This is a genomic window from Mesorhizobium sp. M1342 (genome assembly GCF_040317955.1).
GTDB lineage: Bacteria > Pseudomonadota > Alphaproteobacteria > Rhizobiales > Rhizobiaceae > Mesorhizobium.
The window spans coordinates 19,778-32,121 of the sequence record NZ_JAMYLI010000009.1 but is presented as its reverse complement, the minus strand read 5'-3'; the positions used below and the strand labels follow the sequence as shown (position 1 = coordinate 32,121).

The following is a 12,344-nucleotide window of genomic DNA, read 5'->3' as shown; positions in this document are numbered from 1 at the left end:
GGCAGGGGCGAACAAACTCAGGCCGACCGCCCGTCGAAATCGAAAACCGACAGGGTCGAGGGGTCGAGATCGGCCACGCAGTTGATGTTGATGTAGGCACTGCGTTCGCTGCCTTCGCGGACATCCTCCGCAAAGGGATGGATGCCGCAGGCCCGGCAGAACCGGTGCGCGATGGCATGATTGCCGAATGTGTAGGTGCCGAGATCGTCGCCCCAGGCCAGGACCTGCAAGGTCCCGTGCGGGATGGCACACAACAGGGCGCCCTTGCGCGAGCAGATCGAGCAATTGCACCGCAAGGCGCCCGTCAGTTCGGCCTTGAATTCGAAGGCGACCTTGCCGCAGTGGCAGCTGCCTTTGTAGAGCATCGGATTTTCCTCACAATAGACAGGGTGCAAAACCGCCTGCGCCGGGTTAAGTCTCGGCAAGCCATGCCCCAAGGACGTTCAAGGCGTTCGGAGTCCGACACCGAAAATGCAATCCGTTCGTGATCATCTGGAAACCATTCTCGCGCGCCTCGCCGCCCGTGCCGGCGAAGAGCGCGTGTTCACGAAGCTCTATGCCGAAGCCGCACGGGCCGCGGCTGATGCCAGCGATGCCCGCAAGCGGGCAAGTGTGACGCTAGGGCCGCTCGACGGCACCATCGTCTCGATCAAGGATTTGTTCGATGTCGCCGGCGAGCCAACCACGGCTGGCTCGCTGATGCTTAGGACCGCAGCACCTCCGCTGCGCGATGCCGTGATCGTCAGCCGGCTGCGGCAAGCCGGCGCGGTCATTATCGGCAAGACCAACATGACCGAATTCGCCTTCACCGCGATCGGCGACAACCAGCACTATGGCACGCCCGGCAATGCCGTGGACACCAGCCGCATTCCGGGCGGTTCATCCTCAGGCGCCGGCGTCTCGGTCGGTGAGGCGACGAGCGAAATATCGATCGGTTCCGACACCGGCGGTTCGATACGCATTCCGGCTTCACTCAACGGTGTCGTCGGCTTCAAGCCGACTGCGCGGCGCGTGCCTCTTGCCGGCGCGTTCCCGCTGTCCGCCACGCTGGACTCGATCGGTCCGCTTGCCCGAACCGTCGCCCAATGTGCCGCCGCCGACGCCGTAATGGCCGGTGAAGTGCCGACCGCGCTGACGCCGATTGCCCTTGCAGGGCTTCGCGTAGGCATTCCGCGCGGCGTCCTTTTCGAAGAGACGGAAGACGAGGTGGCGGCCGCGTTCGACCGCTGCCTTGGCAAGATCGAACAGACAGGCGCGCGGATCGCGGGCTTATCGATCGATGATCTGCTTGCCGATTTGCGGGCCGCCACCAAGCGTGGCTCGATCGCTGCCATGGAAGGGGCCGAAGTGCATGCCGACTGGCTGGCGGCTGGGGCTTCGGTGCCGGTCGACCCGCATGTCAGCGGACCTTTGTCGCGGGCGGCAATGCTGCCGACGCCTGTCTACATCAGGGCAATGCGCCGCCGCACAGCGCTCGTTGCCGCCATGGACGAGCGGCTGGCATCGGTCGATGTGCTGGCTCTGCCGACCACGCCGGTGACGGCGCCGACCATCGTTTCGATGACCGAAGATGCCGAGCTGCGCGACCACGTCGAAGGCCTGCTGTTGCGCAACACGCAGGTTGCCAACCAGTTCGATCTCTGCGCAATCTCGCTGCCGATGCCGGGCACTCCGCTGCCCGCCGGATTGATGCTGGTGGCGCGCAACGGGCATGACCGGCGCCTGCTGCGGATTGCTGCTGAAATTGAGTCGCTGCTTGGCGCGTGACCGGGGTTGGACCGACGATCAGTGCGACGAACAGTGCCTGCGTTCGCTATCCTTGGCTGTCCGTACGATGCGGGTCGCGACCAGCCAGGGCAGATTGTGCTCCTTGCCGGTGATCGTCTGGGTGCGGTGCTCGATCGAGCCTCTGACGACGATCTTGCCGGCATAAAGCGCGTCGGAAAGATCGGTTATCGCCTTGTCGGCCTGCGGCAATCCGCTGGGGTCGATCGACACGCCCTTGATGATCGTGCCGGTGGCAAGGTCGAGTGCGCTGTTGGATGGGCAGGGCGCCTTGAAGCAGCGCAGCCCGTTGTCACAATAGACATAGCTGCTTTCGGCCGCGAATGACGGCATGGCGCAGAGCGAACACACGACGGCTACCAGGGATGCGAGGCGTGGATCGGACATGGCTCTCAACGTCGCGGAGAATTGGGGCGAAACCGCGATGTGCTACAGGCTCGCCGGAAACCGCCGCCGGTAGTGATCGACCACTTCCGGATTGCGCAGATTGACCGGCAGCTTGTTGGCCAGCACCAGCAAGGCTTCACCCGCCGCGCCGACGCCCATGCGCATCATCGATTCTTCGGTGATCCCGGCCATGTGCGGCGTGATGATGACAGTGTCGAAGCCGAAATAGGGATGATTCGACGGCAGCGGCTGCGTCGCAAACACGTCGAGCGCGGCGCCGCCGATACGGCGTTTCTGCAACGCCTCGATCAGCGCGTCGTCGTCGATGACCGGTCCGCGCGACACGTTGATCAGCAGCGCATTGGGCTTCATTCGGGCGATCCGCTCACGGTTGATCAGGCCGCGCGTTTCCGGCGTCAGCGGGCAGCAGAGCACGATGATGTCGCTCTGCTCGACCAGCGCGTCGATCGACAGGAAGCCGACCTTGTCCGGCGCCGGCTGCATGCTGCGCGTCGTTGCCACCACCTTCAAGTCGAAGCCGTGCGCGGCGATATGGCCGACCGCCTGGCCGACGGCACCGAGGCCGACGATGCCGATCGTCTTGCCGGCAAGCTCGATGTTGGAATTGGCGTGCTCGCGGCCGGCGAGCCAGCCTTTGGTGCGCAGGTCGCGGTCGACGGCGCGGAAATTGCGCAGCAAAGCAAGCGCCGCAAACATGACGTGCTCGGCAACCGAGCGGGCATTGACCGCCGGCACATTCGCCACCAGCACGCCGGCGGCGGTCGCTGCTTCCATGGGGATCATGTCGAGCCCGGCGCCATGGCGGATTGCCGCCTTCAGCAGCTTTGCGCCGTCGAAAAGCTGTGGTGGCAGCGGCGCGCGCACGATGACGATGTCGGCATTCCTCGCCTCGGCGGCCAGCGTGGCCGGATCGATGGCGGAAGCGACGACGAGTTCGCCGGCGCCGGCCAGCATGGCCGAGGCGCGCGGGTGTAGCGGGTGTGTCGTGAGGATACGGGCCATGTCGGTCAGGCTTTTTCGAGCGCCGGGCTTTGCGGTTCCTCGCCATGGCCCTCGATCAGGCCTTTCCAGTAGCTCTCAGCCCCTTGCAGATGGGCGCTCATCAGCGCCTGGGCGAGATTGCCGTCGCGGCGCAGCAGCGCCTCATAAATCTGGATATGCTCGGCATGCGAGCGCAGGTTGCGCTCGGGGTCGTTGAAATAGATCGGCAGGCGCTGCTCGCCCATCATGTAGTAGACGCTGCAGACATTGTGGAAGACGCTGTTCTTGGTGGCGCGCACGATTTCGAGGTGGAATTCGCGGTCTTCCCTGGCAAGCCCTTCACCGGCGGCGATGCGCTCTTCCGAAGCCTTCAGGATTTCGCGCAGCCGCTCGAAATTCTCCTCGGTGGCGCGCGAACAGGCAAGTTCGGCCGCCTTGATCTCGTGGATCTTGCGCAGTTCGACCGTCTCGTAGATCTGGATCGGGTCGAGCGGCAGGCCTGCGCGGGCAAAAAGCGCCATGGCCTCCACACTGGCCTGCTTGGTGTCGATGTAGATACCGGACTTGGCTCGACGCTCGACGATGCGCATGGCCTCCAGGATGGCCAGCGCCTCGCGGATCTGACCGCGGCTGACGGCGAAATGCTCCGCCAGTTCGCGTTCCGAAGGCGTTCGGCCGCTCTCCTTGTCTGAATGGGAGAACAGGTAGGCAGCGAGTTCTGCGAGGAGGTTCTTTTCTTTCATCGTCAACCGCGTTGCGCGTGCGCCTCCAGGAACCGCTCCGAAATGGTGAATCCCAGACCCGGTTTTTCCGGGATCGCTATCATACCGTCCCTGGCTTCGACAGTCTCTTCGACCAGATCATGGATCATCGGGTTGGCGCCAAGCGAATATTCGACGGTGAAACTCGACGGCGAGGCGGCGCAGACATGCAAGCCTGCGAAAAAACAAGGCGCGCCGGCCCACAAATGGGGTGCAAAGCGCAAATTGAAGGCGCTGGCGATGGTGCCGATCTTCATCGCCTCGCTGATGCCGCCGCAGAAAGCGGGATCAGGCTGGAAGATGTCGGCGGCTTTGAGCACGGCAAGGTCGCGGAAGGCATAGCGTGTCGCCTCGCTTTCGCCGGTGGCGATCGGGACGGCACCTGACGCCCGCACTTCAGCCATGCCGGGCTTGTCGTCAGCGATAATAGGTTCCTCGAACCAGGCGAGGTCCAAATCGTTGACAAGGTGGATGAAGCGCTTGGCCTCGGCCACCGTGTAGGTGCCGTGCGCGTCGACCATCAGTTCGACATCGGGGCCGAGCGCCTGCCGTGCGGCCCGCACGCGGGTGGCGGAAATGTGTGCCGCGCCATCCATGGCGCCAACGCGCATCTTCAGTGCCTTGAAACCGCCCTTGGCGATATAGGACTTCAACTGCTCGCCGATGGCGTCGGCGGCTGCCCAGCCGCCGGACGCATAGGCCGGCATGCGATCGAGCTTGCGGCCGCCGAGCAGCCGCCAGACCGGAACGCCAAGCGATTTGCCAAGAATGTCCCACAGCGCGATGTCGACGGCGCTGATGGCGGCGATGCTCATGCCGCGCCGCGCCAGTTGCGGCATGGCGTGGCCGCCACGCGCGGCGCTGTCGTGGCGCACGCCATTGTAGAGCATCTCCCATATGACGCCGATGTCGGCCGGATCGCGGCCGACCAGTTGCGGCCCGACCTCATGGTTCAGCATGTGGACGAGCGCACCGTAGCTGCCGGCACTGCCAGCGGCGTTCTTGCCTTCGCCCCAGCCGACCAGCCCGTCATCGGTCTCGATGCGCAGGATGGCGGCGTCGAAGGTCGTCACCTGACCGAAGTCGCTGCGGTGCTGCCGAGCGGCTTCGATCGGAACGCGGATCCACCAGGCTTGGACGGACTTGATACGCATATTCTTCCCCAGCCCCGCCGCCGGTCAGGGCGGAAGGGCGAATTTCCCAGAGGCAGTCGACTACTTGATCAGCGGCAGCAACGTTTCGGCGTTGATGCGCATCTGGTCGGTGTAGAATTTCTCGGTGAGCACGCTGGAGCCGTGGTCCTGGATGAACTTCAGCTGTTCGGGCGAGATGTCGACCGGATTGCGCTCGACCATGTCGGGATAGGGGGCTGCCGGCGTCCGGTCGACGGGCGCGACGAACTCGTTGGTCAGCGCGCCGTCGTAGCCGATCTCGCGCAAGGTGGCGACGATCTTCGGCCAGTCGATCTGGCCGAGGCCGGCGGCAAACCGGTTGTTGTCGGCGACATGGAAGTCGAACAGGCGCTTTCCGGCCTGCCGGATCGCGTCATAGACGTTAAATTCTTCCATGTGGATGTGATAGGCATCGAGGCAGACGCCGCATTCGGGGCTGACCGCATCGGCCAGCGCCAGCGCCTGGGCGCCGCGATTGAACAGATAGGTCTCGAAGCGGTTAAGCGGTTCGACAGCGATCTTGACGCCGACCTTCTTGGCGTGGGTGAAGCACTCGCGAGTGGCGTCGACTACCCACTTCCATTCCTCTTCCTCGGTCCCGTCAGGCACAACCTTGCCGACGGTCGCCGGAACCAGCGTGATGATCTCGCCATCGAGTTCGCTGACCATGGTCAGCACATCCTTGACATACTGAACGGAACGCTCGCGCTGGCCCTGGTTCCTGGCGGCAAGGTTGCGCTCGCCCAGCATCAGGGTCACCGCGCCCCAGCAGCGAATACCATGCTCCTTCAGCAGCGCCCGGGTCTCCTTGGTCTTGTACTGCTCGGGCTCGCCGGAAATCTCGATCGACTCATAGCCGAATTTCTTGATGCGCTTGAGCGTCGTCTCCAAGGGTTCCGCGCGCATCCAGTTGTGCGTCGAAAGATGCATGGTCTGTCCTTCCCAAATCGTCTCTATGGTTCGCCTGCGACATGCATCGCCAAAAGGCGACACAAAGGTTCCTCCCCAAGGCGTTCCCAGCCTTTTCTCGCAAACTGGTTCGACCAATTGGGCCTAAAGCGAGGTCTACAGCAAATTCTCCAGATCGGCAAGAAGCGCTGGGATGCAACTTTCGTTGTGGATTATTTGCTTGATTATATTGAGATATATAGGCCTGCACCGGGTGATTTTGGGGTCTTGACGGCGCATTGCATGGCTTGACCAAATTTCCACATTTGGTAATACCAGAATGGCGGTGCGTGCAAGCACCCGTTGAGAAAAGACCAAAGTGGCTGGCCCTGTTTCCAATCGGCGCTATGCTCGGTCGCGAGAGAAATGAGGGAGGATGCCGATGCCGACGACAATGAAGGGCCCCGGGCTGTTTCTGGCGCAGTTCGCGGGCGACGCCGCGCCGTTCAACTCACTGGCGTCGATCACCAAATGGGCGGCCGGTCTCGGCTACAAGGGCGTGCAGATCCCGACCTGGGACGCGCGGCTGTTCGACCTCAAGAAGGCGGCTTCTTCCAAGGCCTATTGCGATGAGGTGAAGGGCATCTGCGCGGATGCCGGCGTCGAGATCACCGAACTGTCGACGCATCTGCAGGGGCAACTGGTGGCGGTGCATCCTGCCTATGACGCGCAGTTCGACGGCTTTGCGCCGGCTTCAGTGCACAACAATCCCAAGGCACGGCAAAAATGGGCGGTCGAACAGATGGAGTTCGGGGCCAAGGCCTCGAAGAACCTTGGCCTCAAGGCCTCGGTCAGCTTCTCGGGAGCGCTGGCCTTTCCCTACCTCTACCCCTGGCCGCAGCGGCCGGCAGGGCTGATCGAGGAAGCGTTCGCTGAGCTCGGCAAGCGCTGGAAGCCGATCCTCGATGTCTATGAGGATAATGGTGTCGATTTAGGCTACGAGATCCATCCCGGCGAGGATGTGTTCGACGGCGCGACCTTCGAGATGTTCCTCGATGCGGTCGGCGGCCACAAGCGCTGCAACATCAACTACGATCCGTCGCACTTCCTGCTGCAGCAGCTCGATTATCTAGAATTCATCGACATCTATCACGAGCGCATCAAGGCGTTCCACGTCAAGGACGCCGAGTTCAACCCGACTGGCCGGCAAGGCGTCTATTCCGGTTATCAGAGCTGGACCAACCGCGCCGGGCGCTTCCGTTCGCTGGGCGATGGACAGGTGGATTTCGGCGGCATCTTCTCCAAGCTCACCCAGTATGGCTACGATTCCTGGGCGGTGCTGGAGTGGGAGTGCTGCCTGAAGCATCCGGAGGATGGTGCGGCCGAGGGCGCGCCTTTCATTGAGCATCACCTCATCCGGGTGACGGAAAAGGCATTCGACGACTTCGCCGGCGGCGCTACCGACAAGAAGTTGCTGCGCGCCATGATGGGAATCTGACGCGGTTTCCCCTCCCCCTCGAGGGGAGGGTGGCCCGAAGGGCCGGGAGGGGTCGGTTCATGCCGAGCTCTGCCTCAACGACCCCACCCGATCCGCTGCGCGGATCGACCTCCCCTCAAGGGGGAGGTGAGCAACAGCGAGGAGCAAGATATGGTCGGCGCATCGAAGTCGGAAACGGGAGGCGGCCCGATCCGCTATGGCATGGTCGGCGGCGGGCAAGGCGCTTTCATCGGCGCGGTGCACCGGATCGCGGCGCGGCTGGACAATGATTTCGTGCTGGTTGCCGGTGCTTTGTCAGCCGACCCGGCCCGTGCCAAGGCCTCGGCCGCCGAACTGGGGCTCGACCCCGCACGCAGCTATGCATCCTATGCCGAGATGGCCATGGCCGAGGCGAAGCGCCCCGACGGCATCGAGGCAGTGGCCATCGTCACGCCCAACAATGTCCATGTGCCGGCGGCAAAAGCCTTCCTCGAGGCCGGCATCCACGTCATCTGCGACAAGCCGCTGGCGACGACGCTCGCCGAAGCGAAAAAGCTTGCCGCGATAGTCGAGAAGACCGGCAAGGTGTTCGTGCTGACGCACAACTACACCGCCTATCCGATGATCCGGCAAGCACGCGAAATGGTCGCCAAGGGTGTGCTCGGCGACATCCGCATCGTGCAGTCCGAATATCCGCAGGACTGGCTGACCGAGGATTTGGCCGCGACAGGCCAGAAGCAGGCGGCGTGGCGCTCCGACCCCAAGCAGGCAGGCGCCGGCGGTGCGCTGGGCGATATCGGCACGCATGCCTACAACCTCGCCCGCTTCGTCTCGGGGCTGGAACTGGACTCCCTGTCGGCCGATCTCGACGCCTTCGTGCCGGGCCGGCTACTCGACGACAACGTCAACGTCATGCTGCGCTTCAAGCCTATCGGCAAGACGCATCCGGCCAAGGGCATGATCTGGGCAAGCCAGGTGGCGCCCGGCCATGAGAACGGGCTGAAGCTGCGCATCTATGGCTCGAAGGGTGGGCTGGAATGGGTGCAGGCCGACCCGAACTATCTCTGGTACACGCCGTTCGGCCAGCCGAAACAATTGATCACCCGCAATGGCGCCGGCGCGCTGCCGGTGGCGGGCCGTGTCAGCCGCGTGCCGTCAGGCCATCCCGAGGGCTATCTCGAAGGTTTCGCCAACATCTACCAGGAGGCCGCGCGCGCCATCCGCGCGGCACGCCGCAAGGGCGGCAAGCCGGCCAAGGCCGTCGTCTTCCCGACCATCCAGGACGGCGTCGAGGGCATGGCCTTCATCGAGGCCTGCGTGAAGTCGTCGAAGAAGAATGGGGCGTGGACGAAGCTCTGAAATAGAGGCGGTCCGGGGGATCCAAGGGGAGGGGGCGTCGATGAAAATCGGCATGTGCATGTTCTTATGGACGACGGCCGTGTCGAAGACACACGAGCCACTGCTGCGCGACATCAAGGCAACCGGTTTCGATGGCATTGAGATACCGATCTTCGCCGGCACGCCGGACGACTATAAAAAACTCGGCGATCTGCTCGACCGCATCGGACTGGAGCGGACCGCTGTTTCGGCCATGGGCGATCCAGGGATGAATTTGATCTCGGCCGACGCGGCGACGCGCAAGGCCGGTGTCGATTACATGAAATGGGCGATCGACTGCGCGCAGGCACTTGGCGCCGACACGCTGAGTGGCCCGCTGCATTCGACGCTCGGGTCGTTTTCCGGCTCCGGACCGACCGCTGCCGAGAAAAAGCGCTCCGTCGCCTCGCAGCGGGCGATCGGCGACCATGCCGGCAACAAGGGCGTCACCATCGGGCTCGAGGCGCTGAACCGCTTCGAATGCTATCTCCTCAACACGATGGCTGATTTGTCTGAGCATATCGACGCCATCGACCGGCCGCACATCAAGGCGATGTACGACACCTTCCACGCCAATATCGAGGAGGCCGACCCGATCGGCGCCTACACGAAACACCGCCGGAATGTCGTGCATATCCATATTTCGGAGAACGATCGCGGCGTGCCGGGGCGCGGCAACATTCCGTGGAAGGAAACATTCTCGGCCATCCGCAAGAGCGGCTATAACGACTGGCTGACGATCGAAGCGTTCGGCCGTTCGCTGAAAGATTTGGCGGCGGCAACCAAGGTGTGGCGCGATTTTTCCGAGACACCGGAAGCGGTCTATCGGGAAGGGTATAAGCATATCAAAAATGGGTGGAAGAAGGCGGCGTAGGCGCCTTCCTTATAGTGGGACTGAGCGAAGCCGCCCAACACCTGCCGCCGCGTTCCTTCACACCCCCCTCTGTCCTGCCGGACATCTCCCCCGCAAGGGGGAGATTGGCGGTTCCGCTGGCGGCGCCTTCCTTCCAACGCTGGAGACTAGCGAAGGCCGACGGACATCTGATCTCCCCCCTTGCGGGGGAGATGTCCGGCAGGACAGAGGGGGGTGCTGTCCCGCCGGCTTCTCATGAGACGGCAGCCGGCGCCTACCCCTGCTCGGCCTGGATCCTGTTGTAGTCGTGGATCGTCTGGCTCAGCCGGCGGCGCAGGAAGTTGGAGATGTTGTCGAAGATGAAGACAACGGCCAGGATCAGCAGCACCATGTAGAACACGTTGGCCCAGTTGGAGTTGGTGCGCATCGCTTCCCACAGCTTCAGGCCGATGCCGCCGGCGCCGACAGCGCCGATGATGGTCGCGCCGCGGGTGTTGGATTCCCACTGGTAGAGCGTCTGGCTGATGAACACCGGCACCACTTCCGGCAGCACGCCGTAGCGCTGCACCAGAAGGCCGTTGGCTCCGGTCGAGGTAATACCCTCGCGCGGTTTGTCGTCGATGTTCTCCAGCGCCTCGGAATAGGTTTTGCCGAGCGTGCCGATCTCGGTGAAGAAGATGGCTGCACTGCCCGCCAGCGGTCCCGGCCCGAAGGCACGGGTGAAGAACAGCGCCCAGATCAGCATGTCGATGGAACGCATGAAGTCGAAGAAGCGCTTGAGCACCTGGTTGACCAGCCGGCTGGGCGTGATGTTGCGGGCGGCGAAGAAGGCCAGCGGAAAGGCGACGATGCCGCCAAGCATGGTGCCGAGAAAGGCCATGACGATGGTCTGCAAGAGCTTCGTCCAGACATCGCCATGCTGCCACTGGGCGTTGTTCCAGATGTTGTCGCCGGCCAGCGCCAGATTGGACGTGCCTGGTTTCAGTTCCGGTCCGGAGACGATCAGCGAGGCGACTTCGCTTGCCGACTTGCCGAAGAAGGGCGAGCGGGTGTCGAAGACGAAGTTTGCCCAGCCGAGAAATCGCTTTCGGATCCTGACGCGGTCAACGGCGACGCGGGCCTCGCCGGCAAAGCCCATGTCGGCGACGACCTCATCTTCATGCGCGGTGATCCAGCCGGGAACCGATCCGGAGATCAGCGGCTTGCCGCTGCCTAGCGCGACCGCAACGGTCTCACCATTGGCAGTTATCGTCGCTTGCGTCTTGCTGAAGGTGACCGACTTGGCGGCGCCGTCGATAAGGACCGTCACCGAACCATCGGCATTGGTCTTGACCCAGTCCGGATCTGGGTTCGGGCCGAGCACCGAGAAGCGTGGATATTTGGCGGTGATCCGCGTTTCGTCGAGGCGGAAGATCGGCTGCACGTCGTAGCTGATCCATTGGGTCAGAAACAGCGGCAGCCGCTCCCAGTGCGATTCCCGCATGACCTGCGGCAGGTTGAAGAACCACAGGGCATAGAGCAGGTAGAGGAAGATGCCGCCAAGCAGCATCAGCGGCCCGAAGCGCTTGTGGAACGGCTGCTGGAACACCTGCGGGAAGCGCTCTTCGATCGACTGGATTTGATCGGCGGTCAAGGCAGCCATGGTCAAGCCCCCACCACGAAGGCCTGCTCGCCGACCAGCTTGCGGCGCAGCCAGGCGGAGAACTGGTCGACGATGAAGATCGTCGTGAACAGGAGCAGCACGAGGGCTATCGTCTTGGCGCCGAAGCCGCGCGATATCGACAGCTTCAACTCCTCGCCGATGCCGCCGCCGCCGACCGCGCCCATGATGGTGGAAATGCGGACATTTATCTCAACACGCAGCAGCGTGTAGGACATGAAGTTGGGCAGCACCTGCGGCAGGCCGGCAAAGCGCACCCGCTCGAACCAGTTGGCGCCGACAGCCCTCAGGCCCTCTTCGGCGCGCATGTCGATATTCTCGTTGATCTCGTAGAACAGCTTGCCCAGCGCGCCGATCGAATGCAGGCCGATGGCGATGATGGCGGCGATCGGGCCGATCGAGACGATGGCGGCGAACAGGCCCGCGATGACGATCTCGGGAAAGGCGCGCAGCAGTTCCATGAGGCGCTTGACGATCAGCCTCAGCACCGGATGCGGCGTCAAATTGCGCGCCGCGATGAAGGAGAACGGCACGGCGAAGACGAAGCCGATGAAGGTCGAGACCAACGCCACGTTGAGCGTGGTCAGCATCAGCTCGAAATATTCGGGGATGTAGAAGCTGTCCCAGACATACGAGCGGCCAAGCGGAAAGTTGAATTCCTGGGTGCCGGTGTCATGCGGGGAAGCGATATCGAACATCGCCCGCCAGACATCGTTCCAGTCCTTGGGGACGAGCCAGCTCAGGAAGTCCAGCAAATGCGGCAACCGGTCGAAGAAATGCCCGGCATTGGCCTCGTCGGCGAACCACATGGTGCTGCCAAGCGCGATGATGAGAAGGCCGACACCGATGGCGGTGTAGAGCCGGCGCAAGGACGTCTGGCGACGCCAGGCGTCGGCCATCTGGTGAGTGGCGCCGGAAGGGGCTGTCACGGAAAGGGTCATGATCGGACATGCAAGAAGGGCGGCGTTTTCTCGACGCCGCC

12 protein-coding genes are annotated in these 12,344 nt (G+C 63.3%); 4 read left to right on the top strand and 8 right to left on the bottom strand.

The annotated features are described in order from the left end of the window. Positions 1-17: 17 nt before the first annotated feature. Positions 18-365: a GFA family protein gene (locus NKH06_RS11040; RefSeq protein ID WP_023812455.1), complete on the bottom strand. Its 348-nt coding sequence runs from the start codon at positions 363-365 to the stop codon at positions 18-20. Between the two features lie 106 nt (positions 366-471). Between NKH06_RS11040 and NKH06_RS11035 the strand changes: the two genes are divergently transcribed. Continuing rightward, positions 472-1,767, top strand: coding sequence for an amidase (locus NKH06_RS11035; RefSeq protein WP_352893065.1), 1,296 nt, complete (start codon positions 472-474; stop codon positions 1,765-1,767). Between the two features lie 18 nt (positions 1,768-1,785). Here the strand turns inward: NKH06_RS11035 and NKH06_RS11030 are convergent, their stop codons facing one another. The 5 genes from NKH06_RS11030 to NKH06_RS11010 are packed head-to-tail and all read right to left on the bottom strand — an operon-like array spanning position 1,786 to position 6,037. Beyond that, entirely contained in the window at positions 1,786-2,172 is a 387-nt protein-coding gene (locus NKH06_RS11030) for a hypothetical protein (protein WP_352440822.1), read from the bottom strand. A 42-nt stretch (positions 2,173-2,214) separates the two neighbouring features. After that, complete coding sequence (locus NKH06_RS11025; RefSeq protein WP_352440823.1) at positions 2,215-3,195, bottom strand: hydroxyacid dehydrogenase; 981 nt, start codon at positions 3,193-3,195, stop codon at positions 2,215-2,217. A 5-nt stretch (positions 3,196-3,200) separates the two neighbouring features. Beyond that, on the bottom strand, positions 3,201-3,917 hold the full coding sequence (locus NKH06_RS11020) for a FadR/GntR family transcriptional regulator (protein ID WP_127295118.1): 717 nt from the start codon (positions 3,915-3,917) through the stop codon (positions 3,201-3,203). Between the two features lie 2 nt (positions 3,918-3,919). Then, the gene (locus NKH06_RS11015; protein WP_023812460.1) at positions 3,920-5,089 is read right to left on the bottom strand and encodes a mandelate racemase/muconate lactonizing enzyme family protein; all 1,170 of its coding nucleotides are present in this window, start codon (positions 5,087-5,089) and stop codon (positions 3,920-3,922) included. A gap of 60 nt (positions 5,090-5,149) precedes the next feature. Next, positions 5,150-6,037: a sugar phosphate isomerase/epimerase family protein gene (locus NKH06_RS11010; protein WP_023812461.1), complete on the bottom strand. Its 888-nt coding sequence runs from the start codon at positions 6,035-6,037 to the stop codon at positions 5,150-5,152. A gap of 400 nt (positions 6,038-6,437) precedes the next feature. On the opposite strand from NKH06_RS11010, the gene NKH06_RS11005 reads away from it, so the two are divergent. The 3 genes from NKH06_RS11005 (at position 6,438) to NKH06_RS10995 (ending at position 9,723) form a co-directional block, all read left to right on the top strand. After that, positions 6,438-7,493 (top strand): sugar phosphate isomerase/epimerase family protein, encoded by a 1,056-nt coding sequence (locus NKH06_RS11005; RefSeq protein WP_352679512.1) that lies wholly within the window; start codon positions 6,438-6,440, stop codon positions 7,491-7,493. Positions 7,494-7,643: 150 nt separating this feature from the next. Beyond that, the gene (locus tag NKH06_RS11000) at positions 7,644-8,831 is read left to right on the top strand and encodes a Gfo/Idh/MocA family protein (RefSeq protein ID WP_352868792.1); all 1,188 of its coding nucleotides are present in this window, start codon (positions 7,644-7,646) and stop codon (positions 8,829-8,831) included. A gap of 40 nt (positions 8,832-8,871) precedes the next feature. Further along, on the top strand, positions 8,872-9,723 hold the full coding sequence (locus NKH06_RS10995) for a sugar phosphate isomerase/epimerase family protein (RefSeq protein WP_352868789.1): 852 nt from the start codon (positions 8,872-8,874) through the stop codon (positions 9,721-9,723). A gap of 253 nt (positions 9,724-9,976) precedes the next feature. Here NKH06_RS10995 and phnE (NKH06_RS10990) read toward each other — a convergent pair whose 3' ends face one another. Then, positions 9,977-11,344, bottom strand: coding sequence for a phosphonate ABC transporter, permease protein PhnE (phnE, locus tag NKH06_RS10990; RefSeq protein ID WP_352867432.1), 1,368 nt, complete (start codon positions 11,342-11,344; stop codon positions 9,977-9,979). Positions 11,345-11,346: 2 nt separating this feature from the next. Next, complete coding sequence (phnE, locus tag NKH06_RS10985; RefSeq protein WP_128306075.1) at positions 11,347-12,303, bottom strand: phosphonate ABC transporter, permease protein PhnE; 957 nt, start codon at positions 12,301-12,303, stop codon at positions 11,347-11,349. Between the last annotated feature and the right edge of the window lie 41 nt (positions 12,304-12,344).

Bases quoted from the DNA above. Each gene is read 5' to 3' on its own strand.
- NKH06_RS11000 (WP_352868792.1), top strand. From the start codon at position 7,644: ATGGTCGGCGCATCGAAGTCGGAAACGGGAGGCGGCCCGATCCGCTAT.
- phnE (WP_128306075.1), bottom strand. From the start codon at position 12,303: ATGACCCTTTCCGTGACAGCCCCTTCCGGCGCCACTCACCAGATGGCC.
- NKH06_RS11020 (WP_127295118.1), bottom strand. From the start codon at position 3,917: ATGAAAGAAAAGAACCTCCTCGCAGAACTCGCTGCCTACCTGTTCTCC.
- phnE (WP_352867432.1), bottom strand. From the start codon at position 11,344: ATGGCTGCCTTGACCGCCGATCAAATCCAGTCGATCGAAGAGCGCTTC.
- NKH06_RS11025 (WP_352440823.1), bottom strand. From the start codon at position 3,195: ATGGCCCGTATCCTCACGACACACCCGCTACACCCGCGCGCCTCGGCC.
- NKH06_RS10995 (WP_352868789.1), top strand. From the start codon at position 8,872: ATGAAAATCGGCATGTGCATGTTCTTATGGACGACGGCCGTGTCGAAG.
- NKH06_RS11010 (WP_023812461.1), bottom strand. From the start codon at position 6,037: ATGCATCTTTCGACGCACAACTGGATGCGCGCGGAACCCTTGGAGACG.
- NKH06_RS11030 (WP_352440822.1), bottom strand. From the start codon at position 2,172: ATGTCCGATCCACGCCTCGCATCCCTGGTAGCCGTCGTGTGTTCGCTC.
- NKH06_RS11015 (WP_023812460.1), bottom strand. From the start codon at position 5,089: ATGCGTATCAAGTCCGTCCAAGCCTGGTGGATCCGCGTTCCGATCGAA.
- NKH06_RS11035 (WP_352893065.1), top strand. From the start codon at position 472: ATGCAATCCGTTCGTGATCATCTGGAAACCATTCTCGCGCGCCTCGCC.
- NKH06_RS11040 (WP_023812455.1), bottom strand. From the start codon at position 365: ATGCTCTACAAAGGCAGCTGCCACTGCGGCAAGGTCGCCTTCGAATTC.
- NKH06_RS11005 (WP_352679512.1), top strand. From the start codon at position 6,438: ATGCCGACGACAATGAAGGGCCCCGGGCTGTTTCTGGCGCAGTTCGCG.